This is a genomic window from Paenibacillus luteus (assembly GCF_006542765.1).
Classification (GTDB): domain Bacteria; phylum Bacillota; class Bacilli; order Paenibacillales; family Paenibacillaceae; genus Pristimantibacillus; species Pristimantibacillus luteus.
In genome coordinates this window covers 46,745-69,369 of the sequence record NZ_SKCD01000009.1, presented here as the reverse complement: position 1 = coordinate 69,369, position 22,625 = coordinate 46,745, and the positions used below count along the sequence as shown (strand labels likewise).

The window sequence follows — 22,625 nt, the reverse complement described above, 5'->3', positions numbered from 1 at the left end:
ATAGATGGAGGATAATCCACATGGTTGTTGTACAATAATCTATTTAACTAAACCCCTTATGTTCGTAAAATAAATTTGAAAGCGCTAACAGTTATTGGTTGGCACTTGAAAGTATATAACGAACTGGGGGTATATTTAATGAGGTTAAGAAAAATGATGTGTTGGATGCTTGTGCATGTGTTAATTGTCGCCAGCATATTGCCAGCTTCGGTATCGGCGCGTCAATTGACAGATGAAGCTGCAGTGAAGTTTGTTGATATGCCGAATGATTGGTCGACAGAGGCATTGCAGTTTGCTATTGACCAAGGTTTAATGAATGGCACAAGCACCAAGGAGCTCAAAATTTCTCCAAAGGGCATAATGACCAGGGCGCAATTAGCCGCTATTATGAACCGTGCTTTCGGCGCGATTCATAAGGCTGACCTTGCTGGGGTCACAGACGTTCCCAAGACGGCTTGGTACGCCGAGGAAATTGCCAAAGCCAAGTATATGAAAACGTTAGTTGGCGTAAATGCGACAGGCAGTCAAATGTCTCCTGAACGTGCAATTACACACGAAGAGGCATATGCCGTATTAGCTAGGGCATTCAAGTTACCGGCAGCATCGGATGCTCAGATCGCCGAGTATAAGGACCACGCCCGAGTATCGCCTTGGGCTGTCGAGTATGTTAAGGCGCTTGCCGGGAACGGTTATCTGGCGGACTTGCCTATTACCGAGGACAAAGAACTACGTCCTAAGGAGCCGATTAGCCGTGCTGAGTTTGCTCATGTGCTCTATCAATTGACGGGCGAATTAATTAGCAGCGAGGGTACTTACAGTGATGATATTACCGGTAATCTTCTCGTTAGAACCAGTAACGTGACATTGAAGGGAATGACCATTAGCGGTAATCTGGTGCTCGGCGATGGAGTTGGGGAAGGCAATGTTACGCTAAATGACGTTACTGTAGGTGGTGATGTCATTGTACGCGGCGGCGGAGTCAATTCGATCATTATTACAGGTAATAGCAAAGTGGGTAACGTCATTATTGCCAAGGTTGGCGGCAATATTAGAATTCAGGTTACCGATCATGCATCCGTATCATCCGTTTATGTGGACGATGGACAGGAAAATATTATTCTACAGGGTGACATTGATTATATTGAAGTGAATACCTCAAATCTGACAGTTGTTGTGCATAATGCGAAAGTCGACAAGCTGGTTGTCAAGGGCTCGAACGTTATAATTAAAGCCAATGCGGCAACGAGAATTGGTCAACTCCGCAGCTCGGAGCTTGCCAAGAACACCGTGCTTCTTATGGAAGGCAAGGACGGAAAAAACATCCCAAGTGGAACGGAGCTCGCTGTAGGTTCTTCAAGTACAACAGTGACAACCGTCCCGAATGTTCCGGCAGAACCTTCAACACTATCGCTTGATCAATCATCCTTGCAATTGCTAGCAGGTGAAGAACATCAGTTAGTGGCAACCACAAATCCTTCAAGCTTGGCCAGCGGTATTGTCTGGACATCGAGCAATCCGGCAATTGCAACGGTTGATGCTTCTGGAAAAGTTAAGGCTGCAAGCATTGAAGCTTTGAAATCATTGACCAAGAGTCAAAGAATAACGACGATAACCGCAACGGTCAATGGCATAACGAAAAGCTGTACCGTTAATGTCGGCCCGGTTAAAGTATACTTTTATCAAACCGGGGACGTTGAACTGAATCAGGTAAAGGAAGGCGTGCAAGCCATCTGGAGCAATTATAGCGCCGATGCAAAAGAGCTCGTATTTTCTCAACCTCAGTATGTAGACGGTATGACAAAGGTAACTTTCGATATTGCGACAACGAAAAACATAAATACAACGGTAAAAATAAGATATATTAATCGCTTCTATAAGCCGGGATCAGGGGTTAATATTTTCGAGTATGCATTGCCTGTGAATGTATTGACGGGATCTCATCAGGTGACCATAGATTTAAGTCAATTTCAGGGAACATACGACGGCCAATATAACGGCTCCAACCCGGATTACGCCGGAGCACGTCAACGTGCGTACGAAATTACTCGATTTGAAGTCGCACTATCCGGCAGCACCGCGGAATTGGACACTCAAATTACGAATTTCAAAGTACACACAAATACAGCGTATCAACCACAAATGTTTGACGTATCGAAGTTCAATGAGGTTTTCCCTGAAACTTCTGAGATTTTTTCGGTTCAGAATGAGTACGATGGACAAACCCGTGTGCCTAAAATTTTCATTGCGGATCATTCGCAAGACGCATGGAATCGAATTGACGAATACATCGAAATGGGCAAGGAGTGGCCCGGTCAATTCGGCGTTGATTTCAGCGTCGCCATGTTTGGAGCGAACCGGGAATCGGTAGATAAATTAAATGCTGCCGGCATCAAATCCATGTTTGAAATCAATAAATCGTTCCCTTATTACACTCACTATGTGGAGTCAACAGACGATGCATTGGTTAGAATCGGAGACGATCGAAACAGCCCGTACTTCTTCCCCGCTCATGGAGAAGACACGACACAGCCGGCTGTATTCAAGGCTTTGACGAGCATTGTCGACGAGGCGAAGAGACAAGGCTTCAAGGAATTCCTGCTTGTCGATTACGTCTGGCCCTGGGATGGAAGATGGGGATATGGCGATGCTACGGTCCAATCCTTCAGAGAAGATTTGAATCGTACGGATGAAGGCATGTGGATTGGTGATGGTGCAGGTGGATTTAAGCATGTGTTCTTCTGGGATTATTTGAATATATACTCGGATTACCCTATTACGCCAAGCGATGTAGCCAATTTTAATGCATTAAGCTACACGAATCCTGCTTCATTGACATCATGGGACGAGTATGTACCTGTCAGCGAACCGCAAGCGAGTATCGGCCACGACAAAATTAAGCGAAACTTGTACCTGTTTAATGCACTATGGCACTATGAGCATCTAAAGTTTTATCAGAAGCTAGGAGACTATGCAGACTCTATCGGTATGAACCTGTTTGCATCCTTCAATACAGAGGATACGATGAACGGTACGGATACCTATATGATGGGGATGCTGCGGAATATTGAAAAAGTCGGTTACGAATACTTTGGAAATCCTGGGCAAAACACAACATTCTATCACACGATGAGATATTATACCGACAATATGAATAAGTATGGCCACGACATGTCGCTTATTGCAGAAATTAATGAAACAGGTCATGGTCCTGCCAAACATTCATGGGAAGTTGCTTATGCTTATTATTACGACAGCACAACTGTATCCAAACCGATTGATTACAACAATCAATATATGGAAGGCAGTTGGCACAAGGTTTCTGTCTATGATCCAAAATATACATGGGACAGGTATGCCAATTGGTATTCGGGAGCAGAAGGGTTTTTGCAATCGCACAGGGAAAGCTCTGAGTTGCAGCCTATAAAGTCGACCGTACTCGTGTCCAGTCGCTCGGTGCTGGAATACCAAGCCGGATCAATCAATTCCTATGACCAGGCAGGGAATATCGCGAATGTACTGGATCAACTGCACATCCCGTTCGATTCGGCAGGGAAGGAAGGCTTTGACGATTACGCCAAAGATGCGAAGGTCATTGTATACTCCCCGGCGGAATCAAGCCCTAAGCACGAACAAGCCCTTGAGGATTGGTTAAGCGTGGGAGCAGACAAAGCGCTTGTTACCCATTCGTTCGTGCCGTTCTCTAAGGCTACGGGTATTATTGATTTGACTCCGATGGATAAAGATTTGACATGGGATGGATTCGGAAACTGGGGTACTTCGTTGAATAGCCATCGAATTGACCCGAGTGGGATTGTAGGTTTAACGCTGCAATCTCTAACTCCAACACAAAAAACGATTAGCTACACGGTCAATGGCTCAGTTCTTACAGCCGATTTGGATATTTATGGGCTTGTGGGCAGCCAAGTGCTGGTTAAGGCTGACGACGGCATAACGCCGCTGATCTCGAGAGTTGTCCGTGGCAGCAATGAGATCGTGTATATTAACGCCGACATTTCCAATCGTAAGCAATTAACGCCAGCGAAGGAGGCTATGTATAGAGCGATAGCTGCTAAAGCGATGGAATTTGCGGATGTGAAGCCGGAAGTCGATGCCGATGCAGGTCTAGCGGTGCATTTGTATGAAGTCCCCGGAGGTACTTCCGCTGTCATCTGGGATAAAGCAACATTTGTTGACCAAGGCGTCAATTCTTATGAAACAATCGATGACGGTCGGAAATTCCATCATTTCTATCGGGACGCAATATCGCATGGCGAAGTCCATATACCGGTAGGTAGTAAGAACACACAGTATACGCTGTATGACTTTTTTGCTGATGTTGAAACTCAGGTGAACTCGGGAGCAGAAGGTGTCGTCAACTACAAGGCAATGACTTCCACGGAGTTGTTCTACATGGGCAGATCTGACGATGCCGCGTTTGCTCAAACACTCGCGAATGCCAAAGCTACGAGGGCTAAGCTGGACAAGTTTACAGTTAACATTCCGGAAGCTGATAAGCTGGACGATGCAATTGCTGACTCGCCTGATAGCCGATATTTCTTGGAGATTGATGGCGGCATGACTTACAGCGATTTGATGGCCACGGACGGCACAAGTGTCATATTTGAGGGACGTGATACTTCGAGCGATGAGTGGTACACCATTGGAAGGAAGAACTTTAAGCGAATTGCGTTTAATAGTAATGAAAACTGGGGATTGCCTCTAGGTCAACGTTTGCCGGAGGAAATCAGAGTGACAGTTTCCAGAAATTCACATTCATCTTTTGATTCCACAATTCTTACTACTTTAAAGATTATAGATACGCAGAACCACAATGGAACCGTCTACGATTATTTGACAGGGACACTAACCGAAGTAGGGGTATATAAATACGGTGAATTCACGAATGACGCAGAAGTTTTCAGCGATTCGGGAGCCGTAATGAAATTAAGCAATCGCTTGGACTTTCATCCCCCTTATGGGAAAGCAGAAGGCCAATCTGTTTACGGCGTGTTGAAAAGTGTGCAAGAGGCAAAATCATTTAATGAAATCGTAGCCCAAAATCCCAGTAGTGAGTATTTCCTTTCGTTCAAGGGCGGTATGGATGCTTCTTCTGTTCCTAACACCGACGGAGTAACGTTGATATTCGAGGTGCGAAATGAAGGAGCTTCAGATTGGACGATCTTGGGCAAGAAAAACTTTGCAGATCTCTATTTCAATTCATACGAGGGTATTACGGCTGATACAACCCAATGGGCACTTGCTCTGGGCTCAAATGCGCCAGAGGAGATTCGTGTTACGGCTTTTATGAATGGTCACCCTAGCCACGATATGACGTACCTAACCAAGTTGGATGTGGTTACAGCAACCGACAAAAAAGTGGTAGACTTTCTTTCTGGAACTTTACTCGAAAAAGGGCTGTTGGATGGAGGTGTGTATACGTCGGTACAAGGCGAATACACTGATGCATTCCTGGCACTAGACCAAGGACGTTTAGCGCTGCACCCTGCGTACGGACCTAATATCGGAAGATCCATATATGGGTTGCTAGCCGGAGTTAAGAAGACGATTCCGCAAGCCTTACCTTTTGATGACGCCATTATCGACAGCTCGGAGAGCAGCTATTTCCTTATGTTCAGCGGAGGAATAGATGCTTCGCAGTTGGGAAGTTCAGACGGAACAACGATGAGCGTGGAAGGACGAGCAAATTCTTCTTCTGAGTGGACGCTGTTAGGCGAAGTCAATTTTGAAGGAAAAACGTGGGAGAGTGAGGATTTATGGGCGTTGCCTTTAGGGTCTGCCATTCCGCAACAAGTGCGTGTGACTGTTTTTAAGAATGGTAGTACTTCGGGTGATAGTACGCACATTACTGTTCTAGCTGCGGTGGATAAAAACAAGAATGAACAACTGGATTATCTTTCGTTCGATATCATTGAGAGCGGATTGACGCTGCAGGTCGGAGACACTACACCTGTCGTCATTGCAAATTCCGGAGCCGTTATTCAAAAGGCAGGGGACGGTTCATTGTTCATTCATCCTCCTTATGTATCCAATACGGATAAATTGGTTTACGGAATATTAGCTCCCCCACCCGGAGCCCAATTGATTGCGGATGCAAAATCGGTACATGACGCGAGTGAGTACTTTTTGACTTTTGAAGGCGGTATGGACCCTGCGTATTTGGCGCAAACAGACGGAACGATGGTAACATTCGAAGGTCGTAAAGATGGGAACTCGCCGTGGACCATACTTGGAGAGATTGACTTCAATGGAAGGCCTCTTGACGATGGGAATACGTGGGCATTGCCACTGGGCGCAACTGTACCGCAAGATATTCGGATCAAGGTTTTTATGAATGGAGATACACCATATGATGGGACGTATCTTACAGCGCTTGCGATCATTACTAAAAATGATTTGCCGGTGCACAACTTTCTTGCCGGTTTGTTATTCGAGAAAGGATTCTATAATAATGATGGTAGTTATGATTCGGTAGCGGGAGCCTTTGAGGATGCAGCTATGTCGCTAAATGGCGGCAGGCTTGATATGCACCCTCCATACGCTTCGAATAAAGGGAAATCTGTATACGGTATTATAACGGCAGTGAACTAAGTCAAGCAATCCAAATTATCTTGGTGGAATGGGGAAGCCTCGTTGGAGGCATTTGCATCGCGCTCGGCATGCTGTTGATCAGCATGGAGCGTCAGCAGAAGCCGGCCTCGGCTCTCTGAACAATTCATTACAGCGCCTCCGGCGCCCGGACAGCGTATGCGGCGAAAGCCGCGCGCAAGGAACGGGATGCCGGGGGCGCTTTCTTTTAAAATGGTTTGATTTCAACAATTGACACTTTCGCTAGCGACGTATCCCGGTCGGAGAAGTCGGGTGAATCGCCGCGAGTGAATATGGCTATTAGGAAATTCCAGTACGGGGCCGTGCAAATTATTGTGCATGACGGACGGATCGTCCAGATTTTCGTACGGAGAGAAAACGCTTTGAAACAAACCTTTTGTCCTTAAGTTGGAATAAATGGATTAATTATTGTCATGAGGGGTGGGGTACAAGTACAATTGAAAAAACGGTATCAGCTATTTAGAAAGCGCTACCAAGGGGTGGTTAAATGAAAAGAAGAAAGTTTCTCTTTAAAATTTTTTACGCATATACGGCGATCGTCCTGCTGTACACGTTTGTGGCGACAGGGGTATTCTTTCAGAAAACGAATCAATTCATGAATTATCAATTGTTAAACAGCCATAAGGAATTTCTGCAGCAGGTTCGCGATAAGAGCGACACGCAAATGAGCGTTGCGTTGAATATCGTACAGCAATTGAAATGGAATCCGAAAATTATGAAGTACTCACAAGATAATGAAAAAAATTTTTACGAGATTACGAAGCTAAGCGAGGACCTGGCAACGACCGTCAATTCATTTTCCAACTATGGACTTATTCTGGGCGTTCAAAAGGCAACCGATAATTTCATTATTACCTCCCAGTTTACGGATGTGGAGGATCATTATTTTCAAACCTTAGGGTGGAGTCCAACCAACTATTTGGAAAGAGAAGCCTATTTGAGCAACAAAACCAAGTATCCGATTTTACTTGTTCATCACTATCAAAATAATACAAATACCAGCAACAGATACATCACTTTAGTGAAGAAAGAAGTAACCTCTGCAGGTGGGGAAATCATTTTTTATATTTCATTTTATGAAAACATGATGATTCCTAAGCTGGACACTAATGGACAAAGAGGCTTCGCTGTATTGGATGCCAATGGGATTGTCACGATGTCTTCCTCCGACCCCCTGTCCGTCGAAAGCGCCATTCTCGAGGAAAAGCTGATGGAAATGAAGTCATCCTTTGAATACCGAAACATCAAGCGGGGACAGCAGGTCATCCATTTCGTTAGCTCATTGGTTCTGCCTGATACGAAATACGTGTACGTGACGGATATGCATTCCCTGCAGGAGCAGGTTGCCGCTTTGCTGGGAGATTCTATGCTGATTTTTTTGATTCTGCTTTTACTTGGTGCGATAATCCTGCCTATCGTGTCTATTAGCACGTACCGCCCTTATTCGACCATTGTGCAGGCTAATGAAAAACTGCTGGAAATCGCCGAGAAAAGCAAGCTTTCTTTAAAAGAAAAATATTGGAGAGATCTCCTCTTCGGGTACATGTCGAGCGATCAAATTGAGCAGCGCAGCAAAGAATTCAGTATGGGGAGAATCGAGCTTCCCGTTACGGTGGTTATTTTGGAGTTATCTCAAAATGAGGATCGGGCGGAGCAGTTCTCGCGGGAAGGGATTCGTAAGATGATTGCGCAGCTGCAAATTATGATTAAGGAAAGCTTGAGCGGAGCGGAGCATGAGCTGCTGGAAATGGATTCATCACGCTTTACCATCATCACCTTTGGCTTACATACGGAGGAACTGGAAGTCGTAATCAAACAAATAGTCTCTTCCTTCCAGCAGCTTGTTCATCTTGATTTGACGGCTCTGATCGGCAAGCCTGCCAGATCTTTATCGGGCGTGCAGGAATCATATCAAGCTGCTCTGGAGCTGTTGGAATTGCGATATATGACAACCGTCCATCAGCCGGTTCTGACCGTGGAAAGTATCGGAAGTATAACGGATACAAGCTATTATTACCCCCTGGATATGGAGCGGGAGCTTATTTCCTGCGTGGTACGTGGAAGGCAGGACCAGGCCATCAGCTTAATGAAGCAGTTGACGCAGGAAAATCTGTTTAAACGAAATTTGACAAAGAGCAGAATATCCGAATTATTATTCGCATTAGCGGCAACGGCAAATCGGATTTTGCAGCAGCTGAAACGGGACCCGAACGATGTATTTGTGAAAGGGTATAATATTTATACCGAGCTTTCCGCCTATGAATCTCATCAACAGCTTGAGATGAAGATCGAGGATGTGTTTTGCCGCATCATTAATTATCAGTGCGAGCTTTTGAAGCCGGACGAGCCTGTGTTGGCAGATCAGATGTTAGCTTTCATTCACGAAAATTATCACAAGGATCTATCCTTAAACGATGTTGCGACCCATTTCAAATTATCGGAAGGCTATACAGGAAGATTGTTCAAAGACCGTACAGGTGAGAATTTTAAGAGCTATCTGAATATGTATCGTGTGCAGGTTGCCAAAAAGCTACTGGACGAAAACAATATTAAAATTGATGACTTGGCCAAAATGGTCGGCTGCAATAATGCCATTACGTTTACCCGCATGTTTAAAAAATATGAAGGCATCTCCCCCTCACAGTACGGAAAACAATCGGCGGGAGGGTAATTCAAATCAATGAATCTTTCTGGAAACGGAAAGGTTCGTTTTTGTTAAATGTACGAAATTGTTAAGAGGTGGTGCGAATAGCCGTTATTGTTAAAAAACGCAGAAAACGATTGTTTTACACGTCAAAAGGCTATGCTAGAATGCAGTCATCGGGCTCGATACCTATAAATGATTAGATAAAGGATTGGGGGAAGTGGTGCGGCCATGCTGAGGCAAATTCGAAGAGATTACCTGTTATATCTATTTCTGATTCCATTTTTGCTCTGGTACGCTTTATTTATTTTCAAACCTATGTATGGCCTGCAAATTGCATTTAAGGATTTTTTGCTATTTCGCGGCATTGCCGAAAGCCCATGGGTTGGTCTGGAGCATTTTAAAGTATTTCTTGAAAGCCCTTACTTTACCCGAGTTTTAGTCAATACCTTGGTGCTTAGCTTGTACAGTCTCTTGTTTGCATTTCCAATACCGATTGTTCTTGCTCTTTTGATGAATGAAGCGAAGAATATCATTTTTCGAAGAACCGTACAGACCTTCACGTATTTACCCCATTTTATTTCTGTGGTCATTGTGGCGGGAATTGCAACCAATTTCTTGGCGCCCAATAACGGTGTGATTAACTTTATTATAGACAAATTAGGCGGATCAAAAGTTTACTTTTTAACTGTTCCGGAGTATTTTCGGTCGATTTTCGTGCTGACCTTTGATATTTGGAAGGAAGCGGGCTTTAGCTCCATTGTCTATTTTGCAGCGTTGTCAGGGATTAATCCCCAACTTTATGAAGCCGCAGTAATTGATGGTGCTAATAAGGGCCGTCAGATGTGGCATATTACCCTCCCAGGCATTCTGCCTACGATTATGATTTTGTTGATCATGAAGGTAGGTCACATTATGGATGTCAGCTATGAAGCCATTATTCTCTTGTATCAACCCGTTACGTATGAAACCGCGGATGTTATTAGCACCTATACGTATCGGGCAGGGCTTCAGGAGGGGCATTACGATTTGGCTACTGCCGTCGGTCTGTTTAATGCTGTAATTGCCTTTATTCTCGTCATTGGTGCCAACAAGCTGAGCAAGAAATTTACGAATACTGGATTATGGTAGGTGAATTGGCATGAAGCTAACACGAGGTGAAAAATGGTTTTCTGGATTTAACTATGTCTTATTAAGCTTGACGGCATTAGCCGCCTTGTATCCGTTTCTCTATGTGCTGTCGGCCTCCATTAGTAGTCCTGAGCAGGTTGTGAGGGGAAATGTGCTTCTTTTTCCTAAGGACGTGACGTTTACAGCCTATCGGACCGTTCTGGCAGAGAAAGGGATTTGGCTCGGATATGCCAATACGATTTTCTATACGTTGTTCGGAACGATGGTCAGCTTAATGCTGACGATTCTAGGAGCCTATTCCTTATCCAAAAAGCGTTTGTTTGGCGTTACCGTTATTAATTTCATTATTGCTTTTACCATGTGGATCAATATGAGCGGGGCCGCCGGCATGATTCCGTATTACCTGAATCTGCGGGATTTGGGTTTGTTGAACAGTCGTTTCGGGATCATCATCGCTTTTGCGATCACTACCTTTAACGTATTTCTGCTGCGAACTTTTTTCACTACTGTACCGGACTCGCTGGAGGAGGCGGCAAGGGTGGACGGTGCCAACGACTGGAGCATTATGTGGAGGATCTACATTCCGCTATCTGTTCCGGCTCTAATTACCGTAGGCCTCTTTTATGCGGTGGGGAGATGGAACGCCTATTTCTGGTCGATGGTTTTGCTCACAGACCAAAGCAAGATACCTCTGCAGGTACTGCTCAAGAAAATGATTGTCGAAATGAATGTGAACAGTATGCTGGACAACGGAGGGCCAGTGGATATAGCAAAGGAAACAATTATATATGCCACGATTATCGTTGCCATTTTGCCGATGGTACTTGTATACCCTTACATTCAGAGGTTTTTTGTCCAGGGAATGATGGTCGGTTCAATTAAAGAATAAACATACGGAAGGAAAGATGTGCTTTGATGCATGGAAAAAAGCTAGCAAAAATTGTTTTTTGTGTAACGTTAGTAGCGGCGCTGGCAGCAGGCTGCTCCAATAGCCCTAAACAGGAAGGCACAGTGGCGGTAGACACCAATAATTCGGGAGAAACCAGTAAAACTCCGTTGGAGCTAAAAATTCATTTGCACTATAACGACTCCCGTGTTTTTGATAATAACTCCCCTGTTTTCGCCAAAGCAGCAGAACTGACCCAGGTGACCTTGAAGGGAACGGCTTCCCCAACGGCGACAAACAGTAAGGAAACCTTCAATCTCATGCTGGTTTCAGGCAATCTGCCTGATATTATTCACGGAAGTAAGGATGACATGAACAATGCGGCGCTTCAGGGCGCTTTAGTGCCTTTGGATGACTTGATCAAACAGCATGCACCGCATTTGAAGAAATTTTTGGACGACAATGATTGGGTTAGAAAAGGCTCCGTTGCGTCGGATGGCAAGCTCTACTATATCCCGTTTGTAGCGGATGGCGAAGCATCCAGCGGATTTTTTATCCGCAAGGATTGGCTTGATAAGCTCGGATTGCCGTTTCCTAAAACAGTGGATGAGTATTACAAAGCATTAACCGCATTTAAAAACCAAGACCCGAATGGCAATGGATTGAAAGATGAAGTTCCTTATTTTAACCGGAACAAGGCCGGTGTTATCGAGCTGGCCCAATTGTTCGGAGCCCGATCGGTCTGGTATGAGCAGGACGGAAAAGTTCATTACGGTAAATACGAGAAAGAATATAAGACAGCTATGAGCAATGTTGCCAAATGGTACAAAGAAGGGCTCATCGATAATGAAATTTATACCCGTGGCTCCAAAGCAAGGGATGTTCTTCTAGGCAACAATACGGGAGGTTCAACTCACGATTGGTTTGGCAGCACAGCTTCCTACAATGATTCGGTCAAAAAGAGCGTGCCGTCCATTCAGTTTGTTCCGTTTATGCCGCCAGCGGATATAAACGGAACGGTGAAAGAAGAGCAAAGCCGACCACTGCTTGTCGCACGTGGCTGGGGGATTTCGTCTTCAAACAAGCATGCGGTAGAAACCATCAAATATTTCGACTTCTGGTTCACGGAAGAAGGGCGGCGCTTAAGTAACTTCGGGTTGGAAGGAACTCATTATGATATGGTCAACGGCAAGCCGATCTTTAAGGATGAAGTGCTGAAAAACGAAAAGTCGGTTCTAAACCAGCTTGTGGAAGTTGGGGCACAGCTTGAGATTGGCGTGAAACAGGACTTTTCCTATGAACAGCAGTGGATGAATCCAATAGCCAAGGAGGGCGTCAACATGTACATCAATAACAAGACGCTGCTTCCCTTGTTCCCTCAGTTGACCTTTAACGATGAGGAACAAAAAATCATTAGCCAAAAATGGTCATCAATTGAAACTTTTATTATGGAGAAGGAACAAAAGTGGGTCATGGGTGTTGAACAAGTGGACGCCAACTTTGACTCTTATTTGAAAACGTTAAAGGATATGGGGATGGACGATATCGTTAAAATTTATAACGATGCGTACGAACGGTATCTGAAAAGCTAGGCCAGTTCTGAAATTATAAAGCATAAGGGTGAGTACTATGTTATTAAATGTAATCCATCGGCCGGAAACGGGAAAAAATTATCCGTTCTATAAGCTGCAGCAGGAATATGCCCACAAGTTGAATCTGAAGATTACCTTGATGATCCCTGTTTCCTCCCTGGAGGATGACGCGATGGTTGAAGAAATTAAGCAGTATCATCGCGATTTTGGAGATGAGCTTGCGTTATGGCTTTGGCGGATCAATAAGCCGGAATGGGGAGGGAATACCCCCTTTTGGCTGGCAAGCGAGGAGAACAAGCGCAAATCGCTTGAATACGCGCTCCAGCTATTCCGCACCAAGCTCGGATGTGAACCGGTTTCGATTGGAAGCTACCTGTTGGACGCTTTGTCCATGAAAATCGTGAAAGAGCTAAGTCCTGCTACGACAACGGTAACGGCAAGCTGCTTCGAAGAAGGAACGAAAATTTTTCATGGGTGCAACAACTCTTGGTATCTGTTCTCCGAAGGCGTATCGTGGGGACCCTGGTATCCGGGAAAAGGCCATTCCTTCCGGCCGGCGGCGAATGAAGAAGACTGGGCGGGACTTGTCGCCATTCCGCATTTAAGCCGGGATCTGGTGCTGGCTTACGAAGGCAGAAACGATTTTTTTGCAAGCCATCCCGCCAATGTGCAGCGAGGTCTGGCAAATAAAGGCCTGAGCCATGACTACGACTTCAATCTGGTCGACCAGTACCGAATGCAGGAGGATTACAATGATGGATACTCGTTCTATCATGTTCATGTAAGCCCGAGCTGGCTCGGCGATAATCCCAATCTGCAGGATATGCCGGAAGTATCCCAGCAATTATATTTGGAAACCCTTGAATATCTCGCTCAGCTTCGCGATCAAGGAGAAGTACGGGACATGTACATGAAAGAATTCGGGTACTGGTTTCGGGACAACATCCCTGTAGGCAAGCCTATCGTGGCTTTAGGCAAAGAAATTTTGTTTGGTTCAGGAAAACATTACTTCTGGTATATCGATCCGTATTTCAGAGTATTAATCGATTCGAATCAAGGCGGGTCCATCGGCGATATTAGGCCTTACGCTGGACGATTCGCGGCTCATTCGGGGCCGGATTCTCCGATGAGAGAAATTGCATCCTACCCGTATATCATTCAATCCCAGCTTCGGTCGGGGGCACAGCATCACTCTGCCGATGACGGAGCGAGGACAACCCTGTTTGTTTTGAACGGGGAAGAAAAGCTGGACCTATGCTATTGTAGCACCAAGGTTGCCGCTGTTGAACGCGGGGATGAGGGGACGAGGGTTCGTCTCACGCCTGCATCTTTATCGTTCAAGAATGGTTTACAGATAGAAATCGAAACCATCTATGAGTTTTACCCCAACGGAATCATAATGATTAGACGAAAGCTTGTGCGCACTTCCGACCAGGCAGCTAAAATCGGCATTCAGGAGTATTTCAAAGGATGCTATGGGTTTACGGAATATGCGGAGGATTTGCATGGAATTATACTGGAAGTGGAAGGGGACGACCGAAAAAAGCTGGTTTACGACTATAATTCAGAATGGATTCAGGTCCCTAATGGTACAAAGGCATCCGCCAGCATTCCTCCAATCCAAACGTACATTTCGCTTGAACCTGCTGAAGGAACGGCATTATTGGCCGAGGCAGCTGAAGGCCACCTGTTTAATCCGTATTACTCGTTGAAACTCCATTATGAACTTTCCGAGAATCGGAAGGAGGCTGTGACATGTCTGACCATCCGAAAAAATTAATGTACCGATGCCCATTATGCCTGTTTGGCGGAAACGATGTATACCTCAAGCAGACAGACGAGGTTTACAGCTGTATGAAGTGCAGTTTCACTGGTTCCGAGGCGGATATCATTGCTATGTATGATGATTACCGGAAAAGGTATCGTCTGATGGAACATCGAATTACCTTGGACATGCAAAGAAAGATGTAGTGCACGGCCCATGAGGAATAGATACGTGGCCGCATTCTCAAAGGGTACTTTCCTGCGAGGGGCGGCACGATTTATTTTTAGTAAGAAAGACTAGGAGGTCGATGAATTTGCTTAAGCGAAAATTACGAAGAAGTATCAGTAGCTTAATCATTTTTCTGTATATTATGGGTTCCTTCAGTGGGTTTATATTTTTTCCTCCCCCTACCGTCCAAGCGGCACCGGTTAAATTGTATCCGCAAGCGGACGCAGCCGTTGACAGTCAAAATCCAGCTACGACATACACTAATATGAACGGAACGTACCAATTGCCCATAATCGAATCGCCCACAAATGCCAAACGGCCTTTCTTGCGATTTGACCTTGCATCGGTAAATGCCAATATTGAAATTGCACAGCTTTTTGTAAGCGCTTCACCTAATTCTACACCCGTTACGGTATCCGTCTATGCGATTGAAGATGATAGCTGGGCAGAAACGTCTCCAGGACTTACCTGGAATAATCAGCCGGCGCTGGGTGCATTAATCGGCACCTTCACGCTGCCGTCACAGGCCGTAGGCACTTACGTGGAATACGGCGTTGACATTACCGATTATATTCGCCAGCAAAAGGAGGGAGACGGCCTTGCCAGTCTGGCCCTTGTCGGCGAGGTATCCTTAAAGAACATATATGCGAAGGAAGCTACCGTTTCCAGTCGCAAGCCGCATCTGGACGTTACTTACGATACCACGGCACCCTCATTTCAATCTGCTGTGGTTGGAGCCGGATTTCGCGACATTACAGTCCAATTTAATGAACCGTTGTTTGATGACACAGGGGACAACTTGAAAAGAAATGTCCTGCTGGCCACCAACGGTACAACGTATTCCGCCCTCGGTCCGGGCGATACGGTAAGTCTGAGAGGCAATAACATGATTATTTCCTTGCAATTGCCGCTTAAGGGCGGTCTGAATAAGCTGAAGCTTTTGGGAGGCAGCTTGAAGGATAGGTATAACAATACCAGGACGACCGAAACCGTCACTGGCAGCCTGGTTGGAGAGGAGGATTTAAATCCACCTGGTATGCTTGGCGCCGAGATGAGTGCTGATGGAGAAAGCATTATATTGAGCTTCAATAAAGCCATTGTATGGAATAGCGGTGATGCGGCATTTAACAAAATGAATGTCAAAATTTCTTCCAATAATGGGTTCTTCTATAGCGACCTTGCAGCCGGGGACAGCGTATTCATACAAAATAATACGCTTGTTGTGAGCTTCGCTACACCGCTGGTGGGTAAAGGCTACAAGGTGAAGGTGCTGATTAATTCGATTAAGGGGTTTTCCAACAATCAGGTATTGTTCGGGGAGACGGTTACCGAGGCGTTAATGGGACGTGTGGTCAAAACAGTCCTTTCAGCGTCTGCGGATGCTCATGTTAACAGCGGAGCAGGTACTGTTGGAGCTAATTATGGCAGCCAAACCGGGATGGAATTAAAAGAAGGAGGCACAACGTATAATCGCCGGATATTCTTGAAATTCAATGTGGGTGATATAGGAGTGTTGAACAGTGCCTGGCTACGGCTGTATTTTTCCGATGCTTATACGACTGCGCAGCAGCTCAAGCTGTACGCCGTTACGGATGACAGCTGGAGCGAGACAGGCATTACCTATAACAACCAGCCTTCCTATTCTACCCTGGTCTCCAGCATGTATGTTGGTGGCGTCAACGGCTGGTATCAGTGGAATGTAGCGGAATACGTCAATCAGCAGAAATCGGCTGATGGCACCGTGTCCTTTATGCTGATGGGCACCAATTCCAGCAAGAACCGAACTGTCAGCAGCAAAGAAAGCGGGGCGAACAATCCACAGCTTGTGGTTGATTACGATGTTGCTCCACCCGTGCTGATTCAATCTCAAGTTAGCATCGAGAACAAAGTGATCCAACTTCAATTTGATGAGTATGTCAAGGAAGCGGCAGCAGAACAAAACGCTCTGAAGCAAGCGATTGCTTTGGCGAGAGATGGGAGCGAATTTGTACCGTTGGCTGCCAATGATACCGTAACAATAAACGGCAGCACGTTAACTGTAACGCTAGCGAACCGTCTGGATATTCCGGGAGCGAGGATTCGGCTTGAGGGAGGTTCGTTAAAGGATTGGGCCGATAATGAAATGGGCTCCGCGCAGTTGCTGACCGATCTTGTCTACGATGCGACAGCTCCTATTTTAAATTCTGTGGCCATGCTCGATGACGCCAATCATGAAATTAAAATCACCGGCACTGAGCCATTGTACAGCCGTCTATTCAACCCGGAGGAGCTTAAAGCCGCTATAAGCTTTGCCATCGATGGCAATACCTATCAGCCCCTGAGCCAGTATGATTCCGTTATGGTTTCTGGCGGTAATTTGGTTGTCCATTTGGCGGAGAAGGTAAGCGGTACGTTAAGCCGAATTCGAGTTGCAGCGAATACCGTGAAAGATGAAGCCGGTAACGCTGTTTCTACAGAATATACCAGCGAGGCGATAACTGCCGATTCCATGCCGCCCCAGCTATTGTTTGGATATGCTGTAAATCTAAACAAAAAAATTGTATTGGTGTTTAATGAAGTGATAAAAGCGGCATCTACGAATCTTGAAGAGCTAAAGGCTTCACTGCAAATTTCTACGAACGGTGGGGGCACCTATCAGCCTCTTGGAAGAGATGATTCCGTGCAGATCAGCGGTAGCACGCTTACCATTCATAAAAAAGAGCCAATCACAGGTACAGCAAACCGGGTCTTCATCTCTGCCGGAATAATTAAAGATCAGGTTGACAACGTGCTGATAACGGCCATGGAAACAACGGATATAGCGGCAGGACGTACGGACTACCCATACGCGCCGCCATCCTCCGAGACGTTGGAGCGGGCTATGATCGATTCGGCAAATATCGTTTTCAGCAATAAGGATGCGGCTCAAGGATCAACATCCGAATTAACCGGTTCCAAATCCTTTGAGGCTATCGCTGTATCGGTTATATCAGGCAACAACGATCCCAAACTGGTTGAGCGGTGTGTCCAAATTATTCGAAAAATGCTGACTAATGAAGTCAACATGCCGAATCTGCAGGGAGGATTAGATTCAAGAGGCCAATCCTCCATGGTTTTCTCCATCGCACTGTTATGGAACAATCAGGAGGTAATGAGTCGATTGACAGAAGCCGAAAAGTCGCAGCTGGTGACCTTCTTTAAGGCTGCTTTGATCAGCACGGCATTTACCTCCAGTGACTACGACCAAGACGATAATAGGCGGTCCGGCTCCAGATTGGCTATGAATGGTGATCCTAACACGTATACGGGCAACCCTAATTTCTGGGAGCCGAATATGACCTTGCTTTATGCCTCGGCTTTTGTGTTAGGAACAGAGAATGTCAAGGCAATCCTTCAAAGCTATAATCACATGGCTTTCATTCAAGAATTAGCAAACAAAGGATTAACATCGATTAAATCATGCTATGAGAAAACAACAGGGTTTGGTACCCTTACCGCTAAGGCAGCCAGGGTCGAAGGCAATGTGAAAAGCAATTTATGGAGCTTCAGGACCATAACGATGGATGCGTATCTGGCTAATCCGATGAAGCTTTATGCCCAAACTCAACAATTAACCTGGGACCGGTATGCCGAGGATGGAGATTACATGGGGCAACTGGGTATGGAGCATGAGTTTGACTCAAGTGATGCCAGCGGACCTCGAGAAAGCGCCACATACGCTGTGCTTGGAATCGATCCATCTCTTCAAAACCGAGCACTACTGGATTATTTCGGCTATTGGAATGCGCCGGGCAGCGAAGCATTGCGAGATCAGGTTGACATGCTGCAAAAGGTGGGCGTTTCCGATTATTATGCCAAAACAATAAACGGATATTATTCACAGTCGCGAGGGGGGACCAAAACAGAGCATTTTACCGGTGATGTTTATACCATTGACACCCTGATATCCATTGGCGGCTTAATCCCGGGCTTGTTCCATGACTCCTTTGACTATATGGAAAATTCCTATTCCGCTTTGACTGATGAGTGGATACTTGGCGGTGGAGACTGGAGCGTAACGCAAGATATCATTATGCCCTACAACATCAAAAATCCGTTAACGACAGCGGAAGGGGCCAAAGAATCGGATGAGGAGGAGAGAGTGCTTCAAGAGATTAGCGGAGGGTATGCTTCGGCGTATACAATGAAAAGCTATTCTGATGTCAGTTATCTCGCTTGGGTTCGAATGAGCAGTCCCGGAGAAATCGGGATAATGGGAAGAGTGCAGGATGCCAATAACGGTTATTTGCTTATTTACGGCAATTGCAGCCTAGCAATCAAGAAGAAATCGGGTGGAACGACTACAACCCTGATTGAGAAGCCTTACACCTTGCGAACAGGAGAATCCTACCGGTTTAGAGGCGTATATACTGGCAGCACTATTGAATTCTACATCAATGGAAGAAAAGAACTGAGCATAACTGATACTGCGTTTTCATCGGGAGGAATAGGGTTGTTTTCCAATCAGGCTTCCGGAAAATTCGATGGCATTCTGGTTCAGCCTACATCCATGCCCAAGCCCGTCCTTCATACGATTGGAATTGGAGATGAGCAAGTAACGTTGCATTTCAACGGGGTTGAAGGTGCGCTGTATTACTATATCCGTTATGGAACGGAGCCGGGCAGCTACACCCATACCATAAAAACAATCAGCACATCCCCGATTGTCACGGGCTTAACCAATAACATTACCTATTATTTTGCGGTTTCGGCCGTTGGGACCCTAGGAGAGAGTGCTAACTCCGCCGAGTTATCCATGACGCCAAGAGCCGCAACGGCAGTATCTCCAAAGCTGAAAAATTTGGTCGCGGACGGAAACAAAATCATTGTCGATTTTACAACTAATTCTATTAATACGTCTTATGTGATCCATTATGGGAATGCCAGCGGTGAGTACAAATATAAAGTAGAACATGTAACGGGCAGTCCGTGGGTTATCCCGGCCGCAATTTCGCAAATGCCCAATTATGTGGTAGTGGTCCCATGGAATGAGAACGGTGCGGGCATGCCTTCCAACGAAATGGCAGTAGTACCGAATGACACGGTCCTCTTGAAGGATTATTTTAATGATGGAAGCTACATAGAGGACTGGCAGCTTTCTGCCGGTACTTTCAGTGTAGATCATGCCGGTGGTAACTATCGTTTGAAAAGCGCAGCCAATAATCCGGACCGCATCTTCGTGGCTCAAGGCTTTCATTGGAAAGATTATTCGATTACCGCCAAGGTCGAAATAACCAACCCGTTCGCCACTACCTGCGAAGAGTATTTGTTGGGGCGCTATTTGGATTATAACAATTATTATTTGCTAGGGTATAAGTACGATCAGGTGCAAGATAAACAAGTAATTGCCATTCGGAAAAAAGTAGCGGGAACGACTACAACGATTAGCCAGAAGGAATTTTCAATTGCTCCGAATAGGGAGCATTTATTTCATGCTACCTTCGAAGGCAGCGAGATTAAGTTATATGTGGATGGAATACTGGTGGTTGAAGCAACGGATTCTGATTTGCTCGTTGGCACTGCCGGAATTTTGTCGGGCAAGGCCGTTGCCTTTTATGATGATTATACTGTCGAATTGCTAAACGGTATGGAGACGCCCGCGATAGAGAATATAGAGACCGATGATGGGAAGGCGTTCATTACATTTACTCCCGTTTCCGGTGCGGAGGGTTATCGCGTGAAATACGGGGAGCAGTCGCACCGTTATACGGAACAGAAAATGGTAACTGAATACTTGTATGATCCCGTTGAAGTAACTGGACTAGTAAATGGTAAAACCTATTATTTTACGGTAAGTGCATACGATGCAGAGCATGAAGGCGGAAATGCTGTGGAATTTTCGGTAACCCTCCCGGTCATCCATACTATTCACAACATCGACCAGATTCAGGTGGTGACTTCTGTCGGGGTAGCTCCTGTTTTGCCGAAACATGTCAATGCTGAATTTAGTGATCATAGTATCCAGGCCATTGAGGTGAGATGGAACAGCATTGATCCGGCCACCTATTCACAGTCGGGCAAATTTACGGTTACAGGCTCGGTTTACGGAATTGCTACTGAAGTCGAGCCAAGCTGTCTTGTTACTGTAAATCCGGCTTCGGGAGCTGGCAGCGGATCAGGAAACGACTCAAGCAGTGTAATTTCCCCACCTGCCAATTTACAGGTGAATGTAACGGCTTATGGAGAAATTGTAGTCGCTCCGATTCTGGAAATAGCCGGAGGCAAGACGGTCGCTAATGCGATAATCGATGCTGCCACCATGAAAAATGCGGTTGAAATCTTGCGGCAAACTGGTGGCGGCAAAACGCAGATTTCAATTGTTGTAAACACGGAAGCAGCCGTAGCTATGGTGCAGATTTCTGCTTCCGCTCTAAGCGATGCTCTGAAAGCTGTACCGGAGGACCATTTGGCGATTCAAATTCGTAACATCGGCTATAATTTACCGATTAAAGTGCTCGATTTGACTGAAGTGGTCAATACGCTTGGAGCCGAATTAAAGGATGGGGTGGTAACGGTCAGGATGGCAAAGGTTATGGGTAACGCCGCGGCAGAGCTGGAGCTTAAAGCAAAGGGAAAGGGACTGAAGTTGCTGGACAAAGCTGTAGACTTTGGCATCACAGTGGAAGCCAAAGGAAAGGTAATCGGGCTTCATAGCTTCAAAAACACTTATGTTGAAAGAACCATTGCTTTGGATAAAGTCGTTGATCCCCTTAAAGCTACCGCAGCGCTGTATGATCCGGTTGCCGAGAGCTTCTCTTTCGTTCCTGCTATATTTAAGCAGGCTGATGGAAAGATGGAGGTTACCATCAAGCATCCTGGTAACAGCGTGTACACAATTATGGAATATACCAAATCATTTGCGGATTTGAACGGCCATTGGGCTAGACAGGACATCGAGCTGTTGGCTTCCAAGCTTGTGCTGAACGGAAAAACCGAGGTAAGCTTCATGCCGGATACCCCTGTTACCCGAGCAGAATTTACCGGCCTTTTGGTTCGATCACTTAATCTAAGCAGCGCAATGTTGGCTGAGTCTCCATTCTCTGATATTAAAGCAGAGAACTGGTTTATGGACTCCGTAAGATCGGCGGCCCATGCGGGGTTAATTAATGGTTTAGGCAATGGAGAGTTCCAGCCGAATGCAACTATCACCCGCGAGCAAATGGCAGTCATGATTGAGCGGGCAATGAAGCTGGTCAGCAAGAAGAATGGCAAGGAGGGTAAAAAGCCCATAGCATTTGCTGATGGCCCTAACATATCTGCTTGGGCTAAGGAGGCTGTTGGAGCTATCGTTGAAGCTGGAATCGTAAACGGGGTAACGAATCAATTGTTCGCACCCCAAGAGATGGCCACTCGTGCGGAAACTGCGGTCATGCTGAAGCGCCTTTTACAATATCTGGAGTTCATAAATTAAGTGAAGCGAGAAGAGAGCTTGAGAAACAAGTAACCGATGAAAATGAAATATCAAGTCTAGTTGAGGTTTTTAAAAAAGCGTTTTACTGTTGGTGGTTTTAATTTGAGTAGTTTGGCAACTTTAAAACCAGAATCCAAGGTGACTTGGATGCTTCACAATGGTCTGCCCATAACTACGTTAAATTGTGTATTAAGAGAAGGTAACATCATATTAAAAGAAGCCTGCCAAATGGCAGGCTTTTGACTTTTAAGCGATTATATTTACATGTAAAAGCCCGTCATTTTTAACAGTAACGCCCTTAATAAAGCTTGGAAGAGTAATAT

General features: G+C 45.6%; 10 protein-coding genes. 8 read left to right on the top strand and 2 right to left on the bottom strand.

Features of this window, described 5'->3' with window-relative positions; all coding sequences use genetic code 11:
• Positions 1-138: 138 nt before the first annotated feature.
• Positions 139-6,609, top strand: coding sequence for an S-layer homology domain-containing protein (locus E0496_RS06725; RefSeq protein WP_141500863.1), 6,471 nt, complete (start codon positions 139-141; stop codon positions 6,607-6,609).
• On the opposite strand, the gene E0496_RS36830 is transcribed toward E0496_RS06725, so the two are convergent.
• Positions 6,606-6,737 (bottom strand): hypothetical protein, encoded by a 132-nt coding sequence (locus E0496_RS36830; protein WP_277755831.1) that lies wholly within the window; start codon positions 6,735-6,737, stop codon positions 6,606-6,608. The two genes, E0496_RS06725 and E0496_RS36830, sit on opposite strands and share 4 nt — an antisense overlap.
• A 162-nt stretch (positions 6,738-6,899) precedes the next feature.
• Between E0496_RS36830 and E0496_RS37130 the strand changes: the two genes are divergently transcribed.
• The 6 genes from E0496_RS37130 (at position 6,900) to E0496_RS06695 (ending at position 14,660) form a co-directional block, all read left to right on the top strand.
• Positions 6,900-7,013 (top strand): DUF2292 domain-containing protein, encoded by a 114-nt coding sequence (locus tag E0496_RS37130; RefSeq protein ID WP_421923388.1) that lies wholly within the window; start codon positions 6,900-6,902, stop codon positions 7,011-7,013.
• A gap of 101 nt (positions 7,014-7,114) precedes the next feature.
• Entirely contained in the window at positions 7,115-9,298 is a 2,184-nt protein-coding gene (locus E0496_RS06715; protein WP_141500862.1) for a helix-turn-helix domain-containing protein, read from the top strand.
• A gap of 204 nt (positions 9,299-9,502) precedes the next feature.
• Complete coding sequence (locus E0496_RS06710) at positions 9,503-10,402, top strand: ABC transporter permease (protein ID WP_141500861.1); 900 nt, start codon at positions 9,503-9,505, stop codon at positions 10,400-10,402.
• Positions 10,403-10,412: 10 nt separating this feature from the next.
• Positions 10,413-11,291, top strand: coding sequence for a carbohydrate ABC transporter permease (locus E0496_RS06705; protein WP_141500860.1), 879 nt, complete (start codon positions 10,413-10,415; stop codon positions 11,289-11,291).
• Positions 11,292-11,317: 26 nt separating this feature from the next.
• Positions 11,318-12,880: an extracellular solute-binding protein gene (locus tag E0496_RS06700; protein ID WP_241674624.1), complete on the top strand. Its 1,563-nt coding sequence runs from the start codon at positions 11,318-11,320 to the stop codon at positions 12,878-12,880.
• A gap of 37 nt (positions 12,881-12,917) precedes the next feature.
• The gene (locus tag E0496_RS06695) at positions 12,918-14,660 is read left to right on the top strand and encodes a hypothetical protein (RefSeq protein WP_141500858.1); all 1,743 of its coding nucleotides are present in this window, start codon (positions 12,918-12,920) and stop codon (positions 14,658-14,660) included.
• Positions 14,661-14,674: 14 nt separating this feature from the next.
• On the opposite strand, the gene E0496_RS36105 is transcribed toward E0496_RS06695, so the two are convergent.
• Positions 14,675-14,863 (bottom strand): hypothetical protein, encoded by a 189-nt coding sequence (locus E0496_RS36105; RefSeq protein ID WP_206669722.1) that lies wholly within the window; start codon positions 14,861-14,863, stop codon positions 14,675-14,677.
• 95 nt (positions 14,864-14,958) lie between these two features.
• Between E0496_RS36105 and E0496_RS06685 the strand changes: the two genes are divergently transcribed.
• Positions 14,959-22,302, top strand: a complete 7,344-nt coding sequence (locus tag E0496_RS06685; protein WP_161601331.1) for a CBM96 family carbohydrate-binding protein — start codon at positions 14,959-14,961, stop codon at positions 22,300-22,302.
• Positions 22,303-22,625: the final 323 nt, after the last annotated feature.